At 62.9% G+C, this 22348-nt stretch carries 33 protein-coding genes, 1 pseudogene and 1 riboswitch; of the genes and pseudogenes, 15 read left to right on the top strand and 19 right to left on the bottom strand.

Annotation, left to right across the window (positions count from 1 at the left end; genetic code table 11):
- Positions 1 to 53: 53 nt before the first annotated feature.
- The 6 genes from AC56QP_RS29795 to AC56QP_RS29770 form a co-directional block, all read right to left on the bottom strand.
- Positions 54 to 1076, bottom strand: a complete 1023-nt coding sequence (locus AC56QP_RS29795; protein WP_489862233.1) for an ABC transporter substrate-binding protein — start codon at positions 1074 to 1076, stop codon at positions 54 to 56.
- Positions 1069 to 1848 (bottom strand): ABC transporter ATP-binding protein, encoded by a 780-nt coding sequence (locus AC56QP_RS29790; protein WP_489862234.1) that lies wholly within the window; start codon positions 1846 to 1848, stop codon positions 1069 to 1071. The genes AC56QP_RS29795 and AC56QP_RS29790 overlap by 8 nt, the downstream gene beginning before the upstream one ends.
- The gene (locus AC56QP_RS29785; RefSeq protein ID WP_489862235.1) at positions 1845 to 2663 is read right to left on the bottom strand and encodes an ABC transporter permease; all 819 of its coding nucleotides are present in this window, start codon (positions 2661 to 2663) and stop codon (positions 1845 to 1847) included. The genes AC56QP_RS29790 and AC56QP_RS29785 overlap by 4 nt, the downstream gene beginning before the upstream one ends.
- A gap of 45 nt (positions 2664 to 2708) precedes the next feature.
- Complete coding sequence (locus AC56QP_RS29780) at positions 2709 to 3317, bottom strand: YkoF family thiamine/hydroxymethylpyrimidine-binding protein (RefSeq protein ID WP_489862236.1); 609 nt, start codon at positions 3315 to 3317, stop codon at positions 2709 to 2711.
- Positions 3308 to 3421, bottom strand: a riboswitch (TPP riboswitch). (Overlaps the previous gene by 10 nt.)
- A 681-nt stretch (positions 3422 to 4102) precedes the next feature.
- Positions 4103 to 4198, bottom strand: coding sequence for a putative RiPP precursor (locus tag AC56QP_RS29775; RefSeq protein ID WP_489862237.1), 96 nt, complete (start codon positions 4196 to 4198; stop codon positions 4103 to 4105).
- Between the two features lie 65 nt (positions 4199 to 4263).
- A complete protein-coding gene (locus AC56QP_RS29770) occupies positions 4264 to 5184 on the bottom strand; it encodes a LysR family transcriptional regulator (protein ID WP_489862238.1) in 921 nt (306 codons plus the stop codon).
- 222 nt (positions 5185 to 5406) lie between these two features.
- On the opposite strand from AC56QP_RS29770, the gene AC56QP_RS29765 reads away from it, so the two are divergent.
- Complete coding sequence (locus AC56QP_RS29765; protein WP_497104099.1) at positions 5407 to 6075, top strand: SDR family oxidoreductase; 669 nt, start codon at positions 5407 to 5409, stop codon at positions 6073 to 6075.
- Positions 6076 to 6129: 54 nt separating this feature from the next.
- Here AC56QP_RS29765 and msrA read toward each other — a convergent pair whose 3' ends face one another.
- Positions 6130 to 6648 carry a peptide-methionine (S)-S-oxide reductase MsrA gene (gene msrA / locus AC56QP_RS29760; protein WP_269907251.1) on the bottom strand — a complete coding sequence of 173 codons (519 nt, stop codon included), beginning with the start codon at positions 6646 to 6648 and terminating at the stop codon, positions 6130 to 6132.
- A gap of 144 nt (positions 6649 to 6792) precedes the next feature.
- Entirely contained in the window at positions 6793 to 8367 is a 1575-nt protein-coding gene (locus AC56QP_RS29755) for a glycosyltransferase family 39 protein (protein ID WP_497100945.1), read from the bottom strand.
- Between the two features lie 348 nt (positions 8368 to 8715).
- Between AC56QP_RS29755 and AC56QP_RS29750 the strand changes: the two genes are divergently transcribed.
- The gene (locus tag AC56QP_RS29750) at positions 8716 to 9423 is read left to right on the top strand and encodes a hypothetical protein (protein WP_256753518.1); all 708 of its coding nucleotides are present in this window, start codon (positions 8716 to 8718) and stop codon (positions 9421 to 9423) included.
- A gap of 134 nt (positions 9424 to 9557) precedes the next feature.
- The gene (locus AC56QP_RS29745) at positions 9558 to 9830 is read left to right on the top strand and encodes a hypothetical protein (RefSeq protein WP_489862241.1); all 273 of its coding nucleotides are present in this window, start codon (positions 9558 to 9560) and stop codon (positions 9828 to 9830) included.
- 760 nt (positions 9831 to 10590) lie between these two features.
- On the opposite strand, the gene AC56QP_RS29740 is transcribed toward AC56QP_RS29745, so the two are convergent.
- From AC56QP_RS29740 to AC56QP_RS29725, 4 genes are all read right to left on the bottom strand, one after another.
- Positions 10591 to 10947, bottom strand: coding sequence for a hypothetical protein (locus AC56QP_RS29740; protein ID WP_489862242.1), 357 nt, complete (start codon positions 10945 to 10947; stop codon positions 10591 to 10593).
- 63 nt (positions 10948 to 11010) lie between these two features.
- Positions 11011 to 11715 carry a terminase large subunit domain-containing protein gene (locus tag AC56QP_RS29735; RefSeq protein WP_489862243.1) on the bottom strand — a complete coding sequence of 235 codons (705 nt, stop codon included), beginning with the start codon at positions 11713 to 11715 and terminating at the stop codon, positions 11011 to 11013.
- Complete coding sequence (locus AC56QP_RS29730) at positions 11672 to 12055, bottom strand: hypothetical protein (RefSeq protein WP_489862244.1); 384 nt, start codon at positions 12053 to 12055, stop codon at positions 11672 to 11674. Before AC56QP_RS29730 ends, AC56QP_RS29735 begins: the two co-directional genes overlap by 44 nt.
- Complete coding sequence (locus tag AC56QP_RS29725; RefSeq protein WP_489862245.1) at positions 12048 to 12440, bottom strand: hypothetical protein; 393 nt, start codon at positions 12438 to 12440, stop codon at positions 12048 to 12050. Before AC56QP_RS29725 ends, AC56QP_RS29730 begins: the two co-directional genes overlap by 8 nt.
- Before the next feature lie 107 nt (positions 12441 to 12547).
- Here AC56QP_RS29725 and AC56QP_RS29720 point away from each other — a divergent pair, with 107 nt between their 5' ends.
- The 4 genes from AC56QP_RS29720 to AC56QP_RS29705 all read left to right on the top strand — a co-directional run bounded on the left by AC56QP_RS29720 (position 12548) and on the right by AC56QP_RS29705 (position 14501).
- The gene (locus AC56QP_RS29720) at positions 12548 to 12967 is read left to right on the top strand and encodes a hypothetical protein (RefSeq protein ID WP_489862246.1); all 420 of its coding nucleotides are present in this window, start codon (positions 12548 to 12550) and stop codon (positions 12965 to 12967) included.
- A gap of 177 nt (positions 12968 to 13144) precedes the next feature.
- On the top strand, positions 13145 to 13375 hold the full coding sequence (locus AC56QP_RS29715; protein WP_489862247.1) for a hypothetical protein: 231 nt from the start codon (positions 13145 to 13147) through the stop codon (positions 13373 to 13375).
- Positions 13376 to 13591: 216 nt separating this feature from the next.
- Positions 13592 to 13825: a DUF2188 domain-containing protein gene (locus AC56QP_RS29710; protein ID WP_489862248.1), complete on the top strand. Its 234-nt coding sequence runs from the start codon at positions 13592 to 13594 to the stop codon at positions 13823 to 13825.
- 151 nt (positions 13826 to 13976) lie between these two features.
- The gene (locus AC56QP_RS29705) at positions 13977 to 14501 is read left to right on the top strand and encodes a hypothetical protein (RefSeq protein ID WP_497109001.1); all 525 of its coding nucleotides are present in this window, start codon (positions 13977 to 13979) and stop codon (positions 14499 to 14501) included.
- Between the two features lie 95 nt (positions 14502 to 14596).
- Here the strand turns inward: AC56QP_RS29705 and AC56QP_RS29700 are convergent.
- A pseudogene (locus AC56QP_RS29700) lies at positions 14597 to 14792 on the bottom strand (CrcB family protein); the annotation flags it as partial.
- Positions 14793 to 15037: 245 nt separating this feature from the next.
- Between AC56QP_RS29700 and AC56QP_RS29695 the strand changes: the two are divergent.
- Positions 15038 to 15307, top strand: a complete 270-nt coding sequence (locus tag AC56QP_RS29695) for a hypothetical protein (RefSeq protein ID WP_256754060.1) — start codon at positions 15038 to 15040, stop codon at positions 15305 to 15307.
- 114 nt (positions 15308 to 15421) lie between these two features.
- Positions 15422 to 15727: a hypothetical protein gene (locus AC56QP_RS29690; RefSeq protein WP_256754061.1), complete on the top strand. Its 306-nt coding sequence runs from the start codon at positions 15422 to 15424 to the stop codon at positions 15725 to 15727.
- 13 nt (positions 15728 to 15740) lie between these two features.
- Here the strand turns inward: AC56QP_RS29690 and AC56QP_RS29685 are convergent, their stop codons facing one another.
- Positions 15741 to 16166, bottom strand: a complete 426-nt coding sequence (locus AC56QP_RS29685) for a DoxX family protein (RefSeq protein ID WP_489862250.1) — start codon at positions 16164 to 16166, stop codon at positions 15741 to 15743.
- Between the two features lie 202 nt (positions 16167 to 16368).
- On the opposite strand from AC56QP_RS29685, the gene AC56QP_RS29680 reads away from it, so the two are divergent.
- Entirely contained in the window at positions 16369 to 16737 is a 369-nt protein-coding gene (locus AC56QP_RS29680; RefSeq protein ID WP_489862251.1) for a VOC family protein, read from the top strand.
- A 55-nt stretch (positions 16738 to 16792) separates the two neighbouring features.
- Here the strand turns inward: AC56QP_RS29680 and AC56QP_RS29675 are convergent, their stop codons facing one another.
- Positions 16793 to 17752, bottom strand: coding sequence for a prohibitin family protein (locus AC56QP_RS29675; RefSeq protein ID WP_489862252.1), 960 nt, complete (start codon positions 17750 to 17752; stop codon positions 16793 to 16795).
- 214 nt (positions 17753 to 17966) lie between these two features.
- On the opposite strand from AC56QP_RS29675, the gene AC56QP_RS29670 reads away from it, so the two are divergent.
- The 4 genes from AC56QP_RS29670 to AC56QP_RS29655 all read left to right on the top strand — a co-directional run bounded on the left by AC56QP_RS29670 (position 17967) and on the right by AC56QP_RS29655 (position 19698).
- Positions 17967 to 18158 (top strand): hypothetical protein, encoded by a 192-nt coding sequence (locus AC56QP_RS29670; RefSeq protein ID WP_489862253.1) that lies wholly within the window; start codon positions 17967 to 17969, stop codon positions 18156 to 18158.
- Positions 18159 to 18686: 528 nt separating this feature from the next.
- The gene (locus AC56QP_RS29665; RefSeq protein WP_489862254.1) at positions 18687 to 18866 is read left to right on the top strand and encodes a DUF3606 domain-containing protein; all 180 of its coding nucleotides are present in this window, start codon (positions 18687 to 18689) and stop codon (positions 18864 to 18866) included.
- 337 nt (positions 18867 to 19203) lie between these two features.
- The gene (locus AC56QP_RS29660) at positions 19204 to 19440 is read left to right on the top strand and encodes a DUF982 domain-containing protein (protein WP_256754068.1); all 237 of its coding nucleotides are present in this window, start codon (positions 19204 to 19206) and stop codon (positions 19438 to 19440) included.
- A gap of 12 nt (positions 19441 to 19452) precedes the next feature.
- Positions 19453 to 19698 carry a DUF982 domain-containing protein gene (locus AC56QP_RS29655; protein WP_489862256.1) on the top strand — a complete coding sequence of 82 codons (246 nt, stop codon included), beginning with the start codon at positions 19453 to 19455 and terminating at the stop codon, positions 19696 to 19698.
- Positions 19699 to 19800: 102 nt separating this feature from the next.
- Here AC56QP_RS29655 and AC56QP_RS29650 read toward each other — a convergent pair whose 3' ends face one another.
- From AC56QP_RS29650 to AC56QP_RS29635, 4 genes are all read right to left on the bottom strand, one after another.
- A complete protein-coding gene (locus AC56QP_RS29650; protein ID WP_489862257.1) occupies positions 19801 to 19935 on the bottom strand; it encodes a hypothetical protein in 135 nt (44 codons plus the stop codon).
- Positions 19936 to 20025: 90 nt separating this feature from the next.
- On the bottom strand, positions 20026 to 20328 hold the full coding sequence (locus AC56QP_RS29645) for a hypothetical protein (protein WP_489862258.1): 303 nt from the start codon (positions 20326 to 20328) through the stop codon (positions 20026 to 20028).
- Between the two features lie 158 nt (positions 20329 to 20486).
- Entirely contained in the window at positions 20487 to 21557 is a 1071-nt protein-coding gene (locus tag AC56QP_RS29640) for a sensor histidine kinase (protein ID WP_489862259.1), read from the bottom strand.
- Between the two features lie 169 nt (positions 21558 to 21726).
- Positions 21727 to 22071 (bottom strand): hypothetical protein, encoded by a 345-nt coding sequence (locus tag AC56QP_RS29635; protein WP_497101067.1) that lies wholly within the window; start codon positions 22069 to 22071, stop codon positions 21727 to 21729.
- Between AC56QP_RS29635 and AC56QP_RS29630 the strand changes: the two genes are divergently transcribed.
- Positions 22031 to 22324 (top strand): hypothetical protein, encoded by a 294-nt coding sequence (locus tag AC56QP_RS29630; RefSeq protein WP_489862261.1) that lies wholly within the window; start codon positions 22031 to 22033, stop codon positions 22322 to 22324. The genes AC56QP_RS29635 and AC56QP_RS29630 overlap by 41 nt on opposite strands.
- Positions 22325 to 22348 lie beyond the last annotated feature (24 nt).

Raw genomic sequence — 22348 nt, 5'->3', positions numbered from 1 at the left:
TCGACGCGTGACGATGTGCTCCCCATGCGACTTTTGAGTTCAAGAATCCTGCCCTACCCCAGATACGCATTGCTGAAATACCCCGCAAAATTCGGACGTTGCTTGACAACGTTGCCATCGGGGTCACGCAAAATGCCGGCGGCGAACAGGTAGTCGCCGATTGCTTCCATCTTGGCCGGATCCATGGTGGCGATGGCGCCACTTTGGCTGCGCAAGAAGTGACCATCGATCAGTGCCTTCAGCGAAGCGCGGATCAGCGCCGGATTGGTCAAGGCATCCTTGTTGGCCGCGATCAACAGTGCGGCAGCCTCATCGGGATGATCGACGGCGAACTGATAGCCGCGCCGCGTCGCCTGGACGAAGCCGGCCGCGACTTTCGGATTGGCCTGGAGATAGGCTTCGCTCGACGAGATCAGCGTCGTGTGCTCGTCGGGCACGCCATGGTCGGCATAGACGAAGCTGCGCTGCTTGATGCCTTTGAGCTCGGCATCGACACCCTCCCAGGTCGCGACCTCGAGCGTGAAATCGACCGAGCCGTTGGCCAGCGCTTCATAGGCCGAGGTGCCGAGCGTCACCGTCTCGAAATTGCCCTTGCCGCCGTCGTGGCGGATGATGGTGCCGATCAGCGCGTTTTCCCAGGCGCTGCCGAAGCCGCCATAGGTCAAGCCGTCAAGGTCCCTCGGGCTTTTGATCTCGCCGCGCGCCGCATTGAAGACCACTCGACCGGTTTCGGATTGCACAACGGCATAGACGGCCTTCAAGTCGGCCCCGGCGGTTTTCTGGGTGAAGAGGCTGATGGTGCCGTTGATGCCGAAATCGGCGACGCGGGCGGCGACGAGTGTGCCGGCACCGGTGTCGCTGTAGGGCAGGATATCGACCTCGAGGCCGGCCTCGCGGTAGAACCCCTTGTCGCGTGCGACAAACAGCCCGATGTGGTTGGTGTTGACCGTCCAGTCGAGTGCGACGGTGACCTTTTGCGCCGCCGATTGCGCTTGAGCCCGGCCCGCTCCGGCAACAAGCGGAAGACTCGTGGCAAGGGTCAGCAACAGGGCCTGGCGGCGCGTCAAGTCAGTCATGATCGTATCCTTCGGGTGGTTGCGGGTCGAGTTCGGGATTGAGAATGGTGTCGAGGATCTCGGCTTCGAGCGCGCTCGCCTGCCGCGCGGCATCGCCGCCAAGGCCGCGCGGGCGCGGCAGTGGCACCTTGATTTCACGGGCGATGCGGGCCGGGCGCGCCGACAGCACATAGATGCGGTCAGACAGGAACACGGCTTCGCGCACGTCGTGGGTGATCAGCAGCGCGGTCCAGCGGTGGTGGCCCCACATCTGCTCCAGCCAGCGCTGCATGGCGGTGCGGGTCAGTGCGTCGAGCGCGCCGAACGGCTCATCGAGCAGCAGCATGTCGCGCTCCTGCACCACTGTGCGCAACAGCGCTGCACGCTGGCGCATGCCGCCCGAAAGCTGCGCCGGAAAATGCCGCTCGAAGCCGGCAAGCCCGAATTCGGCAAAGAGCGGTGCGACACGCGCCCGCGCTGCCTTTCGCCTGACGCCTTGCACTTCGAGCCCGAGCGTCACGTTGTCGAGGATGCGCCGCCATGGCATCAGCGCGTCGCGTTGCGGCATGAAGGCGAAATGCCTGCCGTGATCGTCGAGCGGCGTGCCGTCGAAGAACATCTCGCCATCGCCGTGCTGCGCGCCGGTCAGGAGCTGGAACAGCGTCGACTTGCCGGCGCCCGAAGGACCAAGGATGGAGACGAATTCTCCGGCGCCGACGCGAAGCGAAATGTCGGCGAGTACCTCCAGCCCGCCGAACGCCTTGCGCACATGCCGCAGTTCGAGCCGGCTCATCGCCGTGGCCCCTTCCCCTGAGCTTGCCTGTCGGCCCGTTCCCAGGGCATGGCCAGGTGCCGCAGCAGCACCGTCAGTCCAAACAGGATAAGCGTGAGCGCGGCGCTGACGCCGACGGCGGCCAGCACCAGATCGGGGCGGAAATTGTTCTTGGCATTGAGCATGTAGATGCCCAGCCCCTTCGCGGCACCGGCATATTCGGCGAAGATGGCGCCGACCACGGCATAGGTGATGGAGATCCTCAAGCCGGCGAAGAAATAGGGCAGCGCCGAAGGCAGCCGCGCCAGCACGAAGACGCGCCAGCGCCCTGCCCCCATGGCGCGCAGCACCTGGCCGATCTCGGCCTCGGTCGCCTCGTAGCCCTGCACCAGGGCCACCAGCATCGGAAAGAAGGTGACCAGCGCCACCAGTAGGACCTTGGGCATCAGCCCGAAGCCGAACCACAGCACCACCAGCGGCGCGATGGCGACCAGCGGCAACGTCTGGCTGATGATGAACACGGGAAACAGCGCGCGCCGCAGCGGCTGGAAAAAGTCGACCAGCATCGACAGCGCAAAGGCAGCGCTGAGCGAACAGGCAAAGCCGAGTAGCGTGGCGCGGATGGTGGGGATGGCGTTGTCGACCAGCGCTTCGCGATTGAGCATCGCCTGCGCGAAGACGCGCGACGGCGCTGGCAGTATCGTCTGCTTGATGCCGGAATAACGGGCGCAAAGCTCCCACGCCAGCAGGAGCAGCCCGACCGAGATCACCGCCGGCGCTGCCTTGGCGAAGAGACCCGCGAGTTGACGCGAGCGGCTGGACGACGATGAGACCACGGGAGATGTCCTTGGACGGGCGCTCGCGCGCAGGCGCGGGCAGGCTCAGACAGCGCTGGGGCTGTTGGCGGAGACCGTGACGTCGAGGGTTACGTGGCCGGCGCCTGGCCCGAAGCGGCAGAAAGCCTCGTTCAGCGCCACGAAGATCGCGCCGGCATCTCCGCGCAATTTGGTGCAGAAATTCTTGGAGCGCTCATAGACGCCGGACTGCTTCAGGAAATCGATGCAGCCATAGATCTCGTCCATGTGGTCGTCGGTGCCCATCACATAGAGCGAGAACTGCGCTGCCGCCGGCTGGCCAGCGACAGCGGTTTCACGCACCGCGCGGATGGCTGCCTCCTTGCGCGGGCCGAGCGGCCCGACAGGTCCGTCAAACGCATCGGAGCGGCAGATCGGATCGTCCGGCTCGCCCGGACAGCCGCGCGAAATGGCCGCCGACAGGACGCAATGCTTGCCGCTGCGCGCTGCCGCCACGAACAGATCGCGAAGAGCCGGGAACAGGACTTCGGGCGGCCCGACAAGCAAGGTCGAGATATCATCGGTCTCGATCCTGAGCCTGTCGCGATAGGGATCGAGCGCACCGAGCGCACCAAGAATGACGCCGACGAAATCGTCGGCCATGGGATACAGGGAAATTTGTGCGCCTGAAAACATCGCCCGCCTCGCTCCGCTGGTATTACCCAGATCAGCTTCTAGGGTCTGTGGGCTTGCCGCCCCCGTCTCAGCCCCGACCGTACGGAGCACCCCTGTGGATGCGGGAGTTAAAGCACCATTCGAGCGATTGGGAAAGCCGTTTTTTCAGCGTACTGCGCCAAAACCATTGCGCCAGGCGCCGACGGCAGCCCGCCGGCGCCACCTCGCCGACAGCAATTGTGGCAAGTGGGCTACAGGCCTGCGGCGGACGATCATCTCTGCCCGGGCTTGCTTTCCACTTTGCCGAAAAGTCGCATTACCGGGCGCGCTTCCGTGACTGGAGCGCGTGCGAACATACTTCGCACTTTCAGGAGCCGTTTCAGCAGACGGCTGTAGGTGCGATGCAAAACCCTGCCGTCGGCAAGGTCGAACTCCACGCTTCCCCATCGCCTGACCGGCGCCCTGCCGGTTGGCAGGCCTAGCCGCCTGACCTGGCTGCGGCGCCCCTGACAAGGCGCCCTTGCAGTAGGCCGGCGCCGCCTCGCCCACCAGCATCCGCATCGCAGTCGGTGGGTCGCCGCCGGAAGCCAGGCACGACGATCGCGCCGATGTGGTTTCCCGCCTCCACCGAGCCGGCAAGCAGCGGTCCGGCATGAAAATGGCGCTGATCGGCCCTCCACGACCGGTGGGGTCAGTCGAATTCATCTTCCGGCGTCCGGTCAAACAGTGCCTTCCTCGCCACCATTCTGCGACCGGCGATCCAGTCCGACCTCACGAACCGCCCGAGCAGGGTCGAGCCGCGCCTGTCAGCCAGCCGGTTTGGGTAAAAGCGCCCCCACGGCGGTGACGACCGAAAGTCGTTCGCGTTTCACCAGCACCGGCTTTTCGTAGATCCTCTTCATGTTCACTCCGAAAGAAAACTGAAATCAAATCAGCATCCGCAGTTCGCCAGCGGCACAGCAAACTGTCAACCGCCAGACAGGGTTTGGCGGCCGGCATTGGCATGCCGCAGGAAATCGACGAAGGCGCGCACGGCCGGCGGCGTATGGTGCTGCTTCTGGTAGCAGAGGAACCAGCCGGGAAAGGTCGCGCACCAGTCGTCCAGCAGCGGCACCAGTTTGCCGGCCTCGATCAGCGGGCGCAGCAGATCTTCCGCCCAGAAGGCAATGCCGACCCCCTGCACCGCGGCGGCAACCGCCATGTCACGGCTGGAAACGACAAGCGGGCCATCGACCGCGACCGAGAACCATTGGCCTTCCCTGGCGAATTCCCATTTGTAGAGGCCACTGCCGCCCGGCCGGCGCCAGTTGATGCAGCGATGCTGTAGCAAATCCGGCGGTGCCGACGGTGATCCGTGGCGGGCGATGTAGTCCGGCGAGGCCACGGCGAGTTGGCGCTGCTTGCCGCCAAGCGCCACGGCGACCATGTCGGCTTCGAGGAATTCGCCGAGTCTCGCGCCGACATCATAGCCAGCCTCGACAATGTCGATGGCGGCATCGCCGATCGTCAAATCGAGGACGATGTCCGGCCATGCCTCGTGAAAGCGGCCGAGCACAGGCTCCAGATAGGTGGCAGCGGCAACGCTCGGCATATGGACGCGCAGAACGCCAGCCGGCGTGTCGCGCAAGGCAACGGCATCGCCAACCGCCGCCTCCATCTCGGCCATGGCCGGCGCGAAGCGCGCATGAAGGCGCACACCGGCTTCGGTTAGCGACAGGCTGCGGGTGGTGCGGTTGAGCAGCCGCAGGCCAAGCCGCGCTTCGAGCTGACGGATCGTCTGGCTGAGCGTTGACGCGGAAATCCTGAGATCTTCCGCGGCGCGGGCAAAGCTGCCATGCGTGACAACAGTGGCAAAGGCCTTCAGTTCCGCATAGTCGCTGCCGCGCATTATGGTAGATTCTCCAATGAGTGTCGTCAAATTCTACCGCATTTTCCGCACGGCGTCTGTCACCTAGTTTTGCGGAGACGCTCGAACGGCATCCGATCAGGACCGGTCCGGCATCGAGCGCATCTGAATCTCCTTCTGAGCAGGAGCAACGAACATGCGGAAACTCAACGGAAAAATCGCTCTGGTGGCCGGCGCGTCCTCTGGCATCGGCGCGGCACCGCGCTGGCGCTGGCGGCAGAAGGAGCCACCGTAGCCATCGCGGCGCGGCGCCGGCAGCGGCTTGATGACCTGGCCATGCGCATCAGCGATGCCGGTGGCGAGGCGCTCACCATCGAGGCCGACATTACCGACGAGGAACAAGCCACCGCCATGGTCCGGCGTGTGCTGGAACACTACGGCCGCCTGGACATGCTGTTCAACGTCGCTGGCGTCGGGGTCGCTGCCCCCTTCCAGAACACCACCCCCCGTGAGTACCGGGAGATGGTCGACATCAACGTCCTGGGTCTGCTCTACACGATCAACGCGGCACTGCCGGCGATGAAGCGGCAGGGATCAGGCCATATCGTCATCGTCTCGTCCGGCACCGGCCGCTACATCCACCCTTCGGTCGTCTATTCCGGCACCAAGCACGCGGTGAGCGCCATGGCGGAATCGCTGCGCCGCGAAATCGGCAGGGACGGCATCCGGGTTACCGTGATCGAACCGGGCGCGGTGAGGACCGGCTTCACCGCCAACATGCGCGACGATGTGCGGTTGGCGGTCGAGCACCGGCTGGGCGACATGGAGCAGTTGGAGAGCGAGGACATCGCCGCCGCGATGCTCTATGCGGTGTCGCAGCCGCCACGGGTCAACGTCAACATCCTGACGCTCTACCCGACACAACAGGCTTGATCCGCGACAGAAGGCAAGGCGAGGGTCGGGGCCTTGACCCCGATCCTGTGAACCTTATGAAACGGCCTTCTCGCGAACGGGCAGCTTCCAGCCCGGCCTGACGAAATGGCAGGTATAGCCGTTGGGGTATTTCTCCAGATAGTCCTGATGCTCGGGTTCGGCTTCCCAGAAGGGACCGGCCGGCGCGACTTCGGTCACGACCTTGCCCGGCCACAGACCAGAGGCATCGACATCGGCGATGGTGTCTTCGGCAACGCGCTTCTGCTCGTCGCTGGTGTAATAGATCGCCGAGCGATAGCTCATCCCGACATCGTTGCCCTGGCGGTTGCGCGTCGTCGGATCGTGGATCTGGAAAAACCGCTCCAGCAATGTGCGATAGCTGATCGTGGCCGGATCGAAATTGATCTCGATGGCTTCGGCATGGGTACCATGGTTGCGGTAGGTGGCGTTGGGCACGTCGCCGCCACTGTACCCGACACGGGTGGAAATGACGCCGGGATAGCGCCGTATCAAATCCTGCATGCCCCAGAAGCAACCACCGGCAAGCACTGCGCGTTCGGTCGAAGTCGCCATATCACGTCTCCTCTCAAAGCAATTCCAGGAAAAGTGTCTAGCGGTTTTCCGTCCGGAATTGCGCAAAAATGAATTGGATTTCCCATAAATGGGCATTGTCGCCGGCTTCGTCCAGTCGCCAACGTAGGACGCGGCGGGCAGCAGTCAATTGTCCTGATCTTCAGGCGGGGCCGGCGGATCACTCGGCAGATCGTGTGTGCCCGGGGGAATGACGACGAAGTTGATGGCCACGGGCGGCGCCTGGCGTGACCAGCCGAGCATGACGGTCTTGACCGGAAGTGCCTTGATCCATGGCATGAGCCGCCGCGGCGGCGTTTGGCTCCCCTGCCAGATCAGCAGCATGCCCTGGTCCTGCAGCCGTTTTGGCGTGATCCATGGCGCAAACCGCATGTCGAGGCCGGTAAAGATCGAGGGCTCGTCATAGGCATTCAGCCCGGCAAGCATGGCCAGTCCTGTGTCACCGCCGACGATGCCCAGCCGACCTTTGCTGGCCTCGTGCCAGACAGTTTCCGCTTCATCGGACACCAATTGCGCGGGCCAGCAGACGGGTTGCATGTGTCCGAGGACATTGCAGCTTGTCGATCGGATCGTCGCGTAGGCTCCGGATACGCCGATGACGCACACGAGCGCGCAGATCGCCAGCCTGCGCATCTCGGCGATGCCGAGCCTGTCACCAAGACAGGCAATGGCCACGACGCCGACAAGATTGTACATCGGCGCCCCCCACGCCTCCCCCGCTCCCGTGAACAGCGAAGCCACCATGACGAGAATAGCCGGACCAAGCCCGATCCATAGCAGATAAGTGAACGCCCTCGGCCCGATTGGCGCCATGCGCAATGCCACGACCTTGCGCGGCGGCTCGCGCCGCAACAGCCCGGATATGGCGAGAACGGCAAGGAAGCCTGTCAGCCCGGCCAATTGCACACCGATGTAGTAGAGACGGGCGCGGTGGGCCATCACCCAGTCATCGCGACCGGCGACATAGGTCAGCGGCAGGAAGTCGATGCGGTAGAGTTGGACGGCCAACGGCGCGGCGACGACAAGGAACACGGCGAGCCCGAGCCATGGCCAAAGCGTGGCGAGCCGAGTGCGTGCCCGTGTGTCCGACAACAGCCAGATCGCGCCAAACAGCAACAGCAGGCCGGTGGAAAACTTGGCGTAGAGCCCGACCCCGGACACCAGCCCCAGCACAATCCACCACCATTTCGAGCCAGGGTCCCGGGTTGCGCGCCACAAAAGCCATGAGATGGCGGCCCAGAAAGGCATCTGCGCGTAGTCATGATTGAACTGCGGGGTGGGCCAGCCGAAGAAATAGATCGACGGCATCAAAAGCACGGCGGCCAGAGCTCGGGTTCGCCCAAGCATGTCGCGGGCCAGCAGATAGACGAAGATGAAGGTTGCCGAAACGACAAGCTGCGAAAGCAGATATTGCGGCCAGCGGAACGATCCGGTGAGAAGATGGCTGGCCTCGAGCAGCCATGCCGGAAGCTGCGGGTGCTTGTAGGTCAACAGCACCCATTCGCGTCCCCACATGAAGCCCTCGACGACATCGCCAGGCGGCGCGGCGTCGACAAGCGCCGGTACCACGGTCCAGCACAGGATCTGCATCAGGCACAAAAGCGCGAGAACGACTTCCGGATAACGGGTCAGACTCGACCAGATCGACGACTGGTGCCGGCCACTCGCAACGGGCAGGCCGACCGGCAGCCAGTTGTCCATGGATTCATCGATTCTCGCCATGCGGTGGGTAAATCACACCGGACCATTTTCCGAACAGCCCAGAAATCGAAGCTTACGAAAATGTATACTTACATGACCATTGCAAAACCAAGATTGAGGCGGAGTTTCGCGCCCTGATGCTGTCCCTCACCTCGAAATACAAGCAGAACGGCCATGGAAGACGCCACCAGGCAGCCCGTCGAAAACTACGCACCGGGGCGGTTCATTTCTGACCCACGACGCCTGTGATCCCAGCCACGCGCCGGGCGAGATGGCGGCGGACGTCGCCTGCGTCTGAGCGGATCAGCCCACCAAGCTCCAAACCTTCAAAGTTCGCCAGGATTTACAATGCGCCACCAGCATGCCGTCATTCACTACCGAGCGCTCGACTTCTGGATGGCCCGTGCCGCCGTCCTCATTATCATCTGCCTGCAGCTTCTGGTCATCAACAACCTGTCATTCGGGCCACGCTGGCTGGCGCCGGCACTGGAAGCCGCCCTGTTGCTGCCCTTGTCGGTGGCAACGGCCTGGACGCAGGCCGCCACCAGAAAGGCGGTCGAGGATCACGAGTGGCACGCGATCGGTCAGTTTCGCGTCATGATCCGCAGAACGGCACTGACCATGACAGCCGTCATCAGCATCATGAATTGCGGTTCGCTGGTCTTGCTGGTGCGTGCCTTGCTGGAGGGCCATGCCGGCAGCAGCGGCACGACGCTCCTGATCGACGCGCTCAACATCTGGGTGACCAATGTCATCGTCTTCGCCTTGTGGTTCTGGAGCACCGATCGTGGCGGACCGCCGACCTGCGGCCTCGTCAAGCTCGCCCAGGCCGATTTCCTGTTTGCGCAGATGACCCTGAACGACCGCGAGCTTCGCGACTGGCTGCCAGGTTTCGTCGACTATGTCTTCCTTGCCTTCACCAATGCGACGGCGTTTTCGCCGACCGATACCTTGCCACTTTCGCAGCGCGCCAAGCTGCTGATGATGGCGGAGGCCATGATCTCGCTGCTGACCATCGCGCTGGTCGCCGCGCGCGCGGTCAACATCCTGGCTTGAGGCTTGCCAAGCCGGGTCGCTGACGCAAGGCTCGTTGAGCGGATGGCCAGGGCTTCACGAGCCGAAACGCAAAATAGCCCGCCCGGCGAACCGGACGGGCTATTGAATTGCCTTCGAAAGATGGAGACGCGTTGGTGGCGCTTGCCCAGCCTGAAGCAGTTACCGCCAGGCAGGTTGACGTCAATTCCCCTCAGAACGCCGCCGACAAGGCTGGTCTTGATGCCGTTGAGAATGCCCGAGACAACATTGCCGCTCAGGATGTTGTTGCAACCGAGGACATCGTTCAGCGCGGCAATCTTGCCCTGGCGGACCTTCCGTTAGGCAAATCGCCGTCGCAGTCGAAAGCACTCGCACACGCTTGCGTGGACCGTACTGGAGTCGGAGCTACTCTTCCACGGACGGCTTGAACCTCCTCACCACGAACTCGAACAGAATATCCGAAAGGCGGCAACGATCGCCGCGCGCTCCCCGGGCGAATAATGCTCGGCATCGTCGATGGTCATGAAGGTGACGTGACGGGTCATATGAGCTTGCCGTAATTAGCCGCCGTGACGATTTGCAGCCATTGATAATACTGTTCATCAATGCGAAGTTGCTGATGAATCGGGGGAGATACATGATCCGCATAGCAATCGTTGTGGCCATTGCCGCCAGTACATCAGCATGCCAATCGAACGTTCCATACGATACAAGTAAGCAGACCTGCAAGATGTACGAGCTCAGCGGGCACCAACACAAAGTTTGTGCCCCGGACACGCCGAACAAAGTATGCAATGTCTGGTTCAATCCGATTTCGGGCGACGAAAGGATATGGTGCCAACCGCTCACCCGGAAAGCAACCGATCCGAAGGCCCGCGCCAGGCAGCTTGCGGGCAGCCAATACCCTTGATTCGACTCCATCCACCTTTTGACCCCCAGCTCGACCTGATCGGCCATCGGGAACATCACGGGGGCGACGCTGCTTGAGCCGGTCCTAGCGCGTCCAGCGTCCTCCGAAGGCCCCTCTCCAGCCGCTGCGCGGCCACCTCTCCCCCACTTCTATCTCCTGCGCGACGGCGGAGCGATGTCACAGAAGGAGCTGGCGCGCTTCGCCAAGATTGAGCAGCCTTCGATGGCGCAGATGCTGACCGCATGGTGGCGCAGGAGACGGAGTGAAGCCGTTAGCGCTCAGGATTTATAGCCTTCCTTCAGGCAGTCGTTCTGCCAGGCCCAGTCGAAATCGGCCTTCGACATGGGCGTGCGGCCCATGCCGGCCTCGACGAACGGGCCGGCGCCATCGATGTAGACAATGAAGCGGGCTCCCTTCGTCAGAGCGCCGACCTTCGCGGTGACGAAGCCGCATGTCTGCCCTGACGAGCTGTCGCCGGTGATCTGCAGGTGCGAGAATTCCGCCGCCGGGTCATTCACCTGCGCACGGATCGTGTCTTGGGCATTGGCGATCGCCTCGGCGCGCCAGTCCTTTGCAGTACAGGCGGCAAGGCTGATGACACCGCACAGCAGGAGCAGTCTTGCAGGATTGCGCATGTCGGCCTCCGATCGCGGCGGACGCTACTCGCCCCTCGGTTGCATTCCAAGCGGCATCGCGGATCATGGTTTCAGGTGAGTTGCCATCCCTTCCACCTGCTCGGCCGACAGGAACAACAGCACCACATCCGACATGCCGAGCAGCGGGGTGAAGGTGACGATGGTGATGCCGCCTGTTGCGTTGGTGCGGGTCAGCCCCTCGGAATAGATGTCGAGCGGCGGCTCCTCGTCGAACCAGACGCCGTGCAGCGTCTCGCCCTGCCATTTCTCGCGGCCCTTCTCGAAGCTCTTGAACGACAGCACGCTCTCGCCGGCCTGCACATCGCCGCCGCCGCCATGGCGCACGATGACGCTGTCGAGCGCGCCCGGTGCGCCGCGGCCCATGATGGTCTGCGCGATGGCATCGGCCGGGATCATGCCGGTGCCCCAGGCCGCCTGCTGTTGCGGCGGACCGACCAGCACGCGCTGCGGGTTGTCGCGCGTGCCCTCGCCGGTCACGCCGGCGGCCCACAGCCGGACCGCCGTGTCGAAGACCTTGCCTTGCCACCACGCGGGATAGCGGCCGGTGAGGTGCATCGCCCATTCGGCGCCGCCGGCCCTGGTCTTGCCAAGCTGGTTGCCGGCCATGAACAGCCGTTCGCGATTGACCGCGCCTGCCGCATGGAATTCCGCCTGGCGTTGATACGGTTTGTAGGCCGCCAGAAGATTTGTGCGGCGCCTGCGGTCAAGCTCCGCCAGCAGCGTCAGATATTCCGCCCTCGCCGCCATCAGCGGGTTCTTCGAGGAACGGCCTGAGGACGGCTTCGAGGCCACGGATGCGGCTGCGGATCTCCTCATCGCTCAGCGCGTCCAGTTGGTTGAGGGAAACATGTAAATCCTTGGGCAGCACCGAAAGCACGATCTTCAGATATTGGTCCGGCTTGTCGGCGCGCACCTCGGCGATGACGCCGGCGCCATGGGCGCGGAAATCGGCGCGCACGGCGGCGAGAAAGTCATCGCCCAGCGTCTTCTTCATCCGCTTCGGACGGGACGCCGGGCCGGCGGTGGGCTGACGCCTTGCCGGCTTCGCCTTGCCGCGCCTTGGCCCGGCGGCGGTATCGTCAGCCATCGGCCTGCCCCATGGCGCCGGCATCGCTGGCGGAGATGCCAGCCTTCGGCATCGATCTGCCCGGCTTCTTCGAGCGGTTCTTCCCGGCCCTCTTGGCACGCTTCGGCCTTGCCGTCCCAGGCTTCGCCACCTGGGCAGGCTTCGCCGCCTGGGCAGGCTTCGCCGCGCCGGCCCTGAGGCGCGCCATGGCGAGGCCACCAATCCCCGCTTGCGGGAAAGAGAAGCCACCAGCCGCGTCCCGCACCATGCCGATCAGCACGCCGGGCGCCACCTGCTCGACACGGCCCAGACGCGTCCGTGGCGCCGCCCCCTCGAACTCGCCAATGGCGCTGACGATCTCGCGGCCGTCATCGTCGGTGATGATGGTGGCGTAGCGATGGGGCATGGTCTTCTCTTGAAGGCTTCAATACGGTTGTTCAAAGAACTTTCAGCGCTCGGCCGATTACAAGAGGCCCGGCAGAAAGCGAGCCTGATTTGCCTCGATATTATCCGATGGATGTTCATCCCGATCTCGACTGCAATCGGAGCGACCTGCTGGAATTGCGCTGGACGAATGAGGCGGTGGTCGCGGACTTCCTCATCCCCGATGACGAACATCATATGCTGCGCGTGCAATTTCGAGACGAGGTGATCGTACGCATCCTTGATGAAATGGCGCTCAGCACCGAGCATGAGAGCACGTCCAAGGAAGGACTTGTCGCGAACCACTTCGGCTATCGGGTGGAAGGCGCAGTCTTCGAGAGCACGCAATCCGAAACCTGGCGATCGACACGGTCACCGGCGACCCACTATCGCTTCGTCACCGGCTGGGCTTGCGTGGATATTCTATCCGTCAGCGAACCGAGCTTCGAGGTGATCAACCGGGTAAGGATTTCCGAAAGAGACGCGTCAGGCGCCACACCCTGGATGTGACCATTGCAAGTGCCAGAAACACAAAACCCGCCTCGGCGGCGGGTCGTTGGCGCAAATCAGCACCATGGGCAAATATGTAGCATGGCTGCCCTCACCCAGTCAACGATTTTCTAGGAAAAAATTCCTGGATGCATTTAAGTACAGCCGGCGGTGGGCGGAAGCGTGTCGGTGTCTCCCTTGTCGAGTGCGGCGGCGCTGTCCGTTCGTTCCATGTCCAGCACACCACGAAAAACATCGCGCGATATCCCGGTGCGCAATTCAGACCGCGCCTCGACCCTCTACACTGACGAGTCCAAGATCGGCCTCGCATGGCCCGCGACAAACGACTCACCCATCGGCGGATTGGTGAAGCCAGTCACGCCTAAGCAGGCGGCGCGCAAGTTCCTGCGCAAACGCAAGAAGCTTTAATTCAACGATTTCTCGGAACCGGTGTCCGTCACCAAACGGCAATGGCGGCAGCTTGCGTCGCACTTGCTTTCATCATGCGAGACGCACACCCAAACGTCTGCGTTGCTGCGAGCACGTGGCAACAACTCTGGCGGATAAGTAACAGCCGTCCGTTTGGTTAGACTCGGCATCGTCATTCCCCTAATATTGCATCACCCGAATCAACGGAGGTGCCTGATGGCCCGCGCCCAGTACTTTGTTGTCTTCCATGAGAATGAATGGAAAGTTAAGCTCGACGGAAAGCATTACGGTCCGTATCGGACACAAGCCGATGCGATCACTGCCGCTGTTGATGCGGCGCACAAGGCCGGCAGCGGCGGCCATGATGCCCAAGTCCTAGTGCAGCGTCCTAACCATGAATTCCGGACCGAATGGACCTACGGTCACGACCCGTATCCGCCACGCGGCTAACGCTTTTTGGTTGCAGTCGAGGGCGGTTTCACGGAGCCGCCCTTTTTCTTTGGTGCCAGCACGGTCTCGTGCGGCTTCGGCGGTGTCTCCAACAGGCGGCGCAATACTTCGTCGCCCTTTTTCTTGGTCTTTGTTTTTAGGAGTTTCCGACATGGACAACAAATTCCGTGACCTCGATTTTGATCCAAGGAACTTACCCAAAGAGTACCTAGAGGCAATCGGGATGGCGTGCACCTGCTACGCCCAGACAGAAGACCACGTCCAGATGGCCATAGCCGGGCTGCTTGGCGTCGATATGGAGACCGGCTGGGCCGTTACGACCCACATGACTCTTCCTTTAAGAGAGAGTGTGCTGAAGTCACTCACCGACATCAAATTCGACGATCTGACTGACATTGAGAAGTTTGATCGCCTTTTGGCGAGGGTGAGTGAGGCAGCTAATAAGCGAAACCAGATAGTGCATCACATGTGGTGCATAGATGAAGAGACAAAAGAAGTCTTTCAAGTTCGCGCTCAAGCGCGCTCCCGCGTCAATGTCGATGTAACGCCAGTATCACTCGACGCGATCAGGGCCGACGCCGGATTCATTTACTCTGCGGGAATAGAACTCTTCCGTTTTCTCATGGTCAAAAATCTTCTCCCGTCTCTTCCGTCTCGCACCCGCGCGCGATTCTGACAAGCGTAAGGCAGTCAAGCAAAAGCGCGGTGGAAAGTGATTGTATTTCTTCTGTGATGAATGCCGACCTGTCGGCTTGCATTACATCTAAGCCTCCTCGTGACCTGCGTAGCGCCATCATTGATCCGGGCCGCGATGATATGGCCGAGCGCGACCGCTCCCACGCACAGCACCACCAACAGGCCGATGTTGAGCGCCGCCCGGTCGAAGCCGTCGGCGCAAAGGGTCTAGCGTCTGTAGGCTGAACGAAGAGGTGGTGTAGCCGCCGCACAGGCCGATCATCACGAACAAGTCGTCGGCGACGAGATCAGAAGGCCTGGAAAACAAAAACCCGCCTTCGCGGCGGGTCCAGAGGTCGTTGGCGCAAATCAGCACCATACCCGAAACAATAGCACAAATGCCCTCACCGGACAACCCGAGCGGCACAGGCCGAGCCTCGAGGATCGACTTTTCGGCCGGCTTTTCATGAGCCGGCAACTGTGGAATCATAAGCTAGAGCTCATGGAATGATTCGCGTCGCCTTGTGGGAGAGGACGATGGACAGACCAACCATGGCATCCGTATTCAGGATGCGGCACGCGCCAGCCACGGTTTCCGGTGTGCGCAGCACCGGCCAAGGCCAGGCCGATCCGATCATCCGCGTGCGCTCGCTTGGCGAAGCAATCCGCTTCGTCGCCAATGCCTTTCCAAACTATGATATCAGCGCCGTCGCCATCATCCCTGGCGATCCGTCGGCCCCGCGCCTCGGCAGCCTGGAAGCGAAGGCGCTATGGCGTGAATATGGCGAGCACTGGACGCTGGAATAGGCCATTTGACCGCGGCCTGCTCCCGGCTAGCCATCCCCAACCGAAGTTCCGCGCCATCTTCCGGATCGGAAACGCCGCTCGCGCGTTTCGAGCCTAGCCACGGGAGCAATCGTCATGAATGTCGCCAATCTGCAACTTGAAGGCCTGCTGATGGCCGTCGCATCGATCAACCACGTGCTGGTTCGCAAGGGGGTGCTGACGGCAGAGGAGATCGACGTCGCCCTGCGCAAGGCCGAAGCCAGCGAAACCAGCCAGGAGCGATCAGGCGGCATGTCGGCGTCGAGCCGTGACGCCGTCAACTTTCCGATCCGGTTGCTGGAGCTCGCCAATCAATGCCAGCCGGAGGCGGACATCCCCTCTTTTTCGAAACTTGCCCGCATGGTCGGCCAGATCAAGGAGCCGTACAACGACCAGATGTGAGGCCCAGACCCGCTCACGCCCGGCCCGGCCATCCCAGGTTCAGCGCCAGCACCTTGCCCGGCCCGTGCACGGCGGCGAACAGAAGGCCGGCCAGGAAGGAGAAATGGTCGACGAAGAAGCCGAACTCCGCCTGGTTGCCGGCCCAGTGGCTCGGTCCGTGGAAGGCGAAGCCGAGGAACAGCACATAGGCCGCCGCGACCAGCGCCGCCTGCGTGAAGAAGGCGCCGCTCAGAAAGCACAGCACGAGTGCGACCTCCAGGATCGCCGCGCACCAGGCCAGAAACAGCGGGAACGGAAAGCCGGCGGCGGCGATGTAGCCGGCGGTCGCCTCCATGCCCATGAACTTGAAGGTCACCGCCATGAGAAAGACGGCGGCGAAGATCAGCCGGGCGACGAGAAGGGCCGCGGTCTGCCACGGCGATTGAATGCTATCCGACATGCTGTCTCTCCAGGGTTGCAATGGATTTCGACCCAAGGACGGGTGACCCTGGGCAGTTCCGACACCGGCCGGAAACTTTTCGTCGGGCACCTGCGGCACGATGGACCAGCTCACCGCGCGATGGCACTCGAACCTTGCCGCGACCTGCCCTGGACGCTATTCCTTGCATGGGGGTGCTTGATCTGTTGTGAGGAGCCAGCGGATGGCGACGGTCCGGTATCTCGTCAGCGATGTCGAGTTGTCCATAGCGTTTTACACGAAGCATCTGGGGTTCGCGTTGCAGCAGCAGTTCGGTCCGGCGATGGCCATCCTGAAGCGCGGCGATCTCACATTCTGGCTCGCGGGCCCCACGGCGTCGGCCGCGAGACCGATGCCGGATGGCCGTACGCCGGAGCCCGGCGGATGGAACCGCATCGTCCTCGAGGTTCAGGACTTGCCGGCGCACGCCGCCCGGATGCGCGAGGCCGGCGTGCCGTTCCGCAACGAGATCGTCGACGGCCCGGGCGGCCGTCAGATTCTTTGCGAAGACCCGTCCGGTAACGTGGTCGAGCTCTTTGAACCCAAGGCATGATCCCTCGCGAACCGCAGGTTCGGGATCATGGGTTTGGATCGTTGGCGCTCCGCCCTCAGTTCGCCGCCGGCGCCGGCGTGCCGAGTTCGAGGAACGGCACCGTCGAGCCCGGGATCATCGATTTCGGCAACTGCCCGTCCCACTTCTCGGCCTTGGTCAGTTCGACCAGCAGCGGATTGTTGGCGAGCGCGCCGGCGCGGGCCTTGATCGCTTCGGCCGTCGCCTCGCCTTCGATCCTGGTCTTGTAGGCGCTGGCCTCGGCTTCCGCCTTGACGCTGTCGGCGCGGCCCTTGGCCTGCGTCACCGCGATGTCGGCCTTGATCTTTTCCTGCTGCAGGTTCTGCTCCTGCTTCTGCACTTCCACCTGCGCCGTCATCCTCGCCTCGACCGCCTGTTCATAGGCATCGGAAAAGTCGATGTTCTCGACCTGCACGCTGTCGATCATCACCGGGCCGTCGGTCACCGCCGAAATGGCGTCGGCGACATCCTTGTTGAACTTGGCGCGGTTCTGGATCACCGACACCGCGTCATACTGGCCGAACACCGTCTTGATCTCCTGTGGCGCCTTGCGGGCGATGACGCGGTCCGCCAGCGCCTCGATCGACCCGTAATTGATGTAGACGTTGCTGACCTCGGCCGCCGGCACGTGGAAGTTGACGGTGACGCGCATGTTGGCCGGCTGCTGGTCGCGCGAATAGGCCTGCATCGCCGGCAGGTTGCCGCAGTCGCTCTGGTTCTCGCAGCCCCATTTGATGACCTGCTGGCGCAGGCTGATCTTCTCGACGCGCTGCAGCCACGGCAATTTGAAATGCAGGCCGGGATCGACGACCGAACTCAACGCGCCATTGGTCAGAAGCACGCCGCGGTCGCCCTGGTCGATCGTGTACCAGGACCCCATGACGGCGGCGATCAGCGCCAGCACGATGGCCAGCGCGACGATGCCGCTGCCGATCGGACGCGAACCGGCGACGACATGCTGCTGGAGACGGTTCGAATTGCCTTGCGTGTCGGTCATTGCCCACCCCCCATGATCCCTGTCCGATTCCGGACTTGCCTGAAATCATGGCGCCAAGATTGCCATGATGTCGAGTGCCCCGGCCTTTTGCGCCGCTCCACCGCATGTCCAGGAAGCTAACTCCTTGATTCCATGCACAGTGCCGGCAAAAAGCCGATTCCGGTTTGCCCGCTGATGGTATAGTACCGCACCGCTCAGAGGGGAGGAATCGGACATGGCCAAGGCATTGACCATCGGCGCGCCGCAACATCCGGCGATGACCACCGCCTATGAACAGGAATGCAGGGACATGCTTGTCCCCCATCTCGACGCTTTGCTCGACAAGGCCGAGGCGGCCGGCTGGGACCGCGGGCAGGCCGCATCGGCGCTCATGTATCTCGCCGCGATGCGGCTCAAGCCCGCCTGAGGCCCCGTCACAGCCGCGGCGGCCTTCACGAACAATTAATGATCGCGAAACTTGTTCGTAACCAGCATCGTGGTATTGTTAAGCTGGGGCTAATGCACAGCGGTGCCAGTGCAGGTTTTTGGGTGGGTTTGAGAATTGGGCGCGAGCGTCGGGTTTGGGGCAAGATTCCATGTCGTCCGGTCCACGGTGCTGGAGTGCAGCGGCTGCGGTGGCGCGGGCCAGGTCTTTGAGTGTCCGCGCTGGACGAGTTCCAACGGCCATTGCTGTCCCGCCGGTACCCAGCAGCGTGGCTGCCCGGGCGTAAGCGCGCCCTGCACCGAATGTGACGGCGGCCACCTTTCCGATATCGATCCGATGCAGCGGTCGGCTTGAACAAAGCCGGCTGACGACAGGGCCTTCCTGGCCGGCATTATTGTCATGCCCGTGGAACCCGCGACGCCGATCTGTGTTATGTCCTGTTGGCCGCAAGGTGGGGCCCGCCAACGGCCGCGCCGATGCGCCTACCCAAAACAGAAAGCGAGGCCTGAGATGGCTGACGACAAGTCCAAAACAAAGCAGGACCGCAAGCTGGTTTCGAGCGAGGAGCCTTACGAGGTTGCTGCCTTCGCCAAGAAATATGGCATTCCGCCGAGCGAAGCGCAGACCATCATCAAGCGCTATGGGCCATCGAGAAAGAAGCTCGACGCCTATATGGCCGCTCGGGGATAGAGCCTACCCCATCCCGATGCGATCGGGGTGGGCGCCCGTCTCGGTGTCCGAGCAGCCGCGAGCCCTCCGGCCGAACCAGTCCCCCGCACTTTGGGAGGTATGGCATGGAAGTCGCAACCATGGCCGAGACCATGCGCTGGACCGGCCGCCGCCAGCGCCGGCGTGCGCTTGACGGTCAGCGGCGCGCCGCCCGGAACAGCGCTTTGTCAGCCTTTTGCGTCTGGCCGCGCCCAAGCCTTCGGGACGCATGTTGCACGACCGAATTTTGATTTTCGAGCACGGAACCCTCCCCTGTCGCGTACGTTATACGACGCTTCACAGACCCGGAGACGAGAGCTTGAACGACAAGATGTTCCCAAGGCCCATCAGGTTGAAATTTGCCCCCGAGCGGGAGCGCGTCGTGCGCAGCGCCTGGGAAGGCCTGGAGTGCCTCGGCGACTGGCCGGCGGGCCAGGGTCGGCGGTACCGGGCGGCGTTGCGCAGCTGTCGCGATGCACTGGACGGCTGGACTCCGCCGGAAAAGGCGATGCGGGCGATGATCGACGCCGCGCGCGAAGCGCGGCTCCTCCAATAGCGGGAAACAAAGATGGCTGAGCTGATGCTATCGCCGCCGTTGCGGATCAAGCCACATGGCACGGACACGATCCGCGACATCATTACGCTGAAGGATGCCAGCGAAGTCCTGATCGATTGGCCCCATGCCAAGCGTGGCCCTTTCTATCAGGCGGCGCGCGAACAGGTTGAAGCCGCGCTGGAAAGCAAGACAAGCGCCGCACAGGCCCACGAAGCTTTCACGGCGCTGTGCAATCACGCGGGCGTGCTGGTTCGCTAGACCGGTTCCGTTTCACGCTTTCCTGGAATTGCTTTGGAAAAGCATGAAAAAAGCAGGCGGGGCACAATGCCTCGCCTGCTTTTTCGCGGTGAATCCGCCCTGTTACTGTTCTAGCGGATCGCCCTGTACAATCGGCTGGGTGGTTTCGAGCCCGAAGCCCTTCGGCGCCAACAGCACCACCACGATCACGATGGCGATGGACGCAAGCAATGTTGCGGTGCCGGCGATATCTCTCACGGGTCTCGTCCTTTCAAAATCAACTCGTGACGGAAACGTTTCGTTCGGTGCGAGGTTCCCGCCCGGCGACGCCGTCGACGAAATCGGCTTCTACTGCGCGGGCGGCTGAACCGGCACCTCGCCGGGCTTGATCACCGGCGTCTTGCCCTCGTCTGGAGCCGGGGCCGTCATCCCCTGGTCACCGGTGGTGGGCGGTTTCAGGACGCCGCCGCAATCGCTGAGCGTCTCCGTCAGATCGCCGCCTGCAGGCTGCTGTTTGTTGCCTTGCTCTGTCTGGGCCCGGCATTTGTCCGCCTGCGGCGACTGGCTGTCCTGCTGCGAATCCGTCTGGGCCGCGGCTGGCGCGGCCAGTGCCAGCACCAGGCTGAACGGCACGATGGCGAGACTTCTCATCCCGGCCTCCTTTCCTGTCACGGCCACCCGCGGCGGCCTTGCCTTCACAGGAACAACGCCCGCCGACGAAAAAGGTTGGCCATTTCCGCCCGCGTGGAAATCGGATCACGCCTCCAATGGATTTCTCCCCCGCCGTCGCCTGGCCGATGCCGGTCCCTTCAAGGGCTGAAGGACCGATCTCTGTCGTCGACAGGCATTTCGTCGCCGAGTTGCGCAACGATGATCGATTCCAGCGGCGCCGTCAGCGACCAGCTGAGACGGCCCGGGCGACGATCCAGCACCGCCGAACCGTTCAGCGATTGTGGCGAAACCCGCTGCAGGACGACGGTGCCGAAACCCTTGCGCGTGCTGTCGTCTAGCCGCTCATCGGCGGGGACTGGCGAGGTTTCCTCCCACACGAGATGGATTTCCCGCTTGCCCGCGACGCCGGTGGCGATCAGCCAGGTGATGTCGATCCTCCCGGCTTCCCCCGACAGCGCGCCATATTTGGATGAGTTGGTCCCGAGCTCATGAAATGCCATGCCGAGATTTTGCACGGCGTTCGGCTGCAGGGTCAGAAGCGGTCCGGACAGCGATACCTGCTCCTCATGGCCAAACGGCTTGAGGTGTTCCTGGATGAGGTCGAAGAGGCTGGCGCCCGCCCATTCCGAGTTCACCAGCAGATCGTGCGAACGCGACAGCGCCATGATGCGGGAACGGACAAGCGCTTCGAACTCACGCGGATCCGTCGAGCGTTTGCTTGTTTCCCTGACCATCGAGAGGATCACCGCGAACTGGTTCTTGACGCGATGATTTACCTCCCGCATCAAAAGCCTGATCCGCCGTTCGCTCTCCTTGGTCGCGGTGATGTCGCGTGCGATCTTCGAGGCGCCGATGATCTTGCCTGATCCATTTCTGATCGGCGAGACGGTCAGCGACACGGCAATGATCCCGCCATCCTTGCGGCGCCGGATCGTCTCGTAGCTGGCCACGAGTTCGCCATTGCGGACACGGCCGATGATGTCGGCCTCTTCGTCCCTGAGGTGATCGGGAATAAGCATGAGCACCGATTGGCCGACAGCCTCCTCGGCAGTGTAGCCGAACATCCGCTGCGCCGCGCCGTTCCAGCTGGTGATGACGCTGTTCAGATCCTTGCTGATGATGGCGTCGAAGGAGGAATCGACGATCGCCGCCAGCCTTGCGTCGGCGGTGGCTTCTATCGGGCCGTTCACGCTTGCCAATTCCGTCATTGCCCCCGACATCCCTCGGTCACGCCCAACCGCCTCGCGCCTGGCCCTCGCCCTCTCAAGCGTATTTCAGGCTTGCGTGATGGATTTCCGCCCATTCCCTGCAATGCAGGCGGGACATTTTGGTTGCAAGGGGGAGCAACATTGCGCACTGACAAACCTGGATTCGACTTCAGAACCTGGGGAACCTGGGAATGGTGTCGTCCGCGGTGTCGGAGGATGGATCGACCTCGGGGTCTCGTTGCGGGCATTGCTCATAGCGGTGGTCGCGGCCCCCGCAGAAGGAACAGCACATGGCTTCGCGATCGTCGCCGCCAGGCCACCATTTCGGTGTCTCGTAGGGTTTTCTGCTGTCCATCCCCAGCAATGCGCGACGTGCCATTTGGTTGCGCCGCAAAAAGACCGCCTTCTGGCTGTTGCGGAACCGCTGGCCGGGATGCGAGTTTCCGGTGACACGCCCGTTCGAGATAATCGCCATGCCCATCCGCCGGATTGTTCCTTTGACAGCAGCCATCATGCTGGCCGCGACGGGTCTTGCCAATGCCAGGCCTGACACGCGCACGATGAATTGCGGGCAGCTTCGGCAACTGATCCAGAGCCACCGCGCCGTGGTGCTGACCACCGGCCCCAACACCTATGACCGCTATGTCAGGCAGTTCGGCAACGAATGCGACTGGCCGGAGGTGCCGATGTCGGCCTATGTCCCGACCCGCGACGGCAACTGCCCGGTCTACCGCTGCGAGGAACCGGTCGCCAACTTCCCCAACTGATTGTTGGCGCCGGCCGCCGGCATG

It is taken from the genome of Mesorhizobium sp. RCAM 05104, assembly GCF_059683645.1.
The sequence above is the reverse complement of the archived record's forward strand: the minus strand, read 5'-3'. Positions and strand labels throughout refer to the sequence as shown.

Coding starts and splice junctions, on each gene's coding strand:
- AC56QP_RS29670 (WP_489862253.1), top strand. CDS start 17,967: ATGGCCAAGGCATTGACCATCGGCGCGCCGCAACATCCGGCGATGACC.
- AC56QP_RS29655 (WP_489862256.1), top strand. CDS start 19,453: ATGGCTGAGCTGATGCTATCGCCGCCGTTGCGGATCAAGCCACATGGC.
- AC56QP_RS29640 (WP_489862259.1), bottom strand. CDS start 21,557: ATGACGGAATTGGCAAGCGTGAACGGCCCGATAGAAGCCACCGCCGAC.
- AC56QP_RS29780 (WP_489862236.1), bottom strand. CDS start 3,317: ATGTTTTCAGGCGCACAAATTTCCCTGTATCCCATGGCCGACGATTTC.
- AC56QP_RS29725 (WP_489862245.1), bottom strand. CDS start 12,440: ATGCCCCATCGCTACGCCACCATCATCACCGACGATGACGGCCGCGAG.
- AC56QP_RS29755 (WP_497100945.1), bottom strand. CDS start 8,367: ATGGACAACTGGCTGCCGGTCGGCCTGCCCGTTGCGAGTGGCCGGCAC.
- AC56QP_RS29675 (WP_489862252.1), bottom strand. CDS start 17,752: ATGACCGACACGCAAGGCAATTCGAACCGTCTCCAGCAGCATGTCGTC.
- AC56QP_RS29705 (WP_497109001.1), top strand. CDS start 13,977: ATGGACAACAAATTCCGTGACCTCGATTTTGATCCAAGGAACTTACCC.
- AC56QP_RS29635 (WP_497101067.1), bottom strand. CDS start 22,071: ATGATGGCTGCTGTCAAAGGAACAATCCGGCGGATGGGCATGGCGATT.
- AC56QP_RS29695 (WP_256754060.1), top strand. CDS start 15,038: ATGGACAGACCAACCATGGCATCCGTATTCAGGATGCGGCACGCGCCA.
- AC56QP_RS29750 (WP_256753518.1), top strand. CDS start 8,716: ATGCGCCACCAGCATGCCGTCATTCACTACCGAGCGCTCGACTTCTGG.
- AC56QP_RS29740 (WP_489862242.1), bottom strand. CDS start 10,947: ATGCGCAATCCTGCAAGACTGCTCCTGCTGTGCGGTGTCATCAGCCTT.
- AC56QP_RS29630 (WP_489862261.1), top strand. CDS start 22,031: ATGCCCATCCGCCGGATTGTTCCTTTGACAGCAGCCATCATGCTGGCC.
- AC56QP_RS29790 (WP_489862234.1), bottom strand. CDS start 1,848: ATGAGCCGGCTCGAACTGCGGCATGTGCGCAAGGCGTTCGGCGGGCTG.
- AC56QP_RS29665 (WP_489862254.1), top strand. CDS start 18,687: ATGGCTGACGACAAGTCCAAAACAAAGCAGGACCGCAAGCTGGTTTCG.
- AC56QP_RS29645 (WP_489862258.1), bottom strand. CDS start 20,328: ATGAGAAGTCTCGCCATCGTGCCGTTCAGCCTGGTGCTGGCACTGGCC.
- AC56QP_RS29775 (WP_489862237.1), bottom strand. CDS start 4,198: ATGAAGAGGATCTACGAAAAGCCGGTGCTGGTGAAACGCGAACGACTT.
- AC56QP_RS29770 (WP_489862238.1), bottom strand. CDS start 5,184: ATGCGCGGCAGCGACTATGCGGAACTGAAGGCCTTTGCCACTGTTGTC.
- AC56QP_RS29685 (WP_489862250.1), bottom strand. CDS start 16,166: ATGTCGGATAGCATTCAATCGCCGTGGCAGACCGCGGCCCTTCTCGTC.
- AC56QP_RS29795 (WP_489862233.1), bottom strand. CDS start 1,076: ATGACTGACTTGACGCGCCGCCAGGCCCTGTTGCTGACCCTTGCCACG.
- msrA (WP_269907251.1), bottom strand. CDS start 6,648: ATGGCGACTTCGACCGAACGCGCAGTGCTTGCCGGTGGTTGCTTCTGG.
- AC56QP_RS29690 (WP_256754061.1), top strand. CDS start 15,422: ATGAATGTCGCCAATCTGCAACTTGAAGGCCTGCTGATGGCCGTCGCA.
- AC56QP_RS29730 (WP_489862244.1), bottom strand. CDS start 12,055: ATGGCTGACGATACCGCCGCCGGGCCAAGGCGCGGCAAGGCGAAGCCG.
- AC56QP_RS29680 (WP_489862251.1), top strand. CDS start 16,369: ATGGCGACGGTCCGGTATCTCGTCAGCGATGTCGAGTTGTCCATAGCG.
- AC56QP_RS29735 (WP_489862243.1), bottom strand. CDS start 11,715: ATGGCGGCGAGGGCGGAATATCTGACGCTGCTGGCGGAGCTTGACCGC.
- AC56QP_RS29710 (WP_489862248.1), top strand. CDS start 13,592: ATGGCCCGCGCCCAGTACTTTGTTGTCTTCCATGAGAATGAATGGAAA.
- AC56QP_RS29720 (WP_489862246.1), top strand. CDS start 12,548: ATGGATGTTCATCCCGATCTCGACTGCAATCGGAGCGACCTGCTGGAA.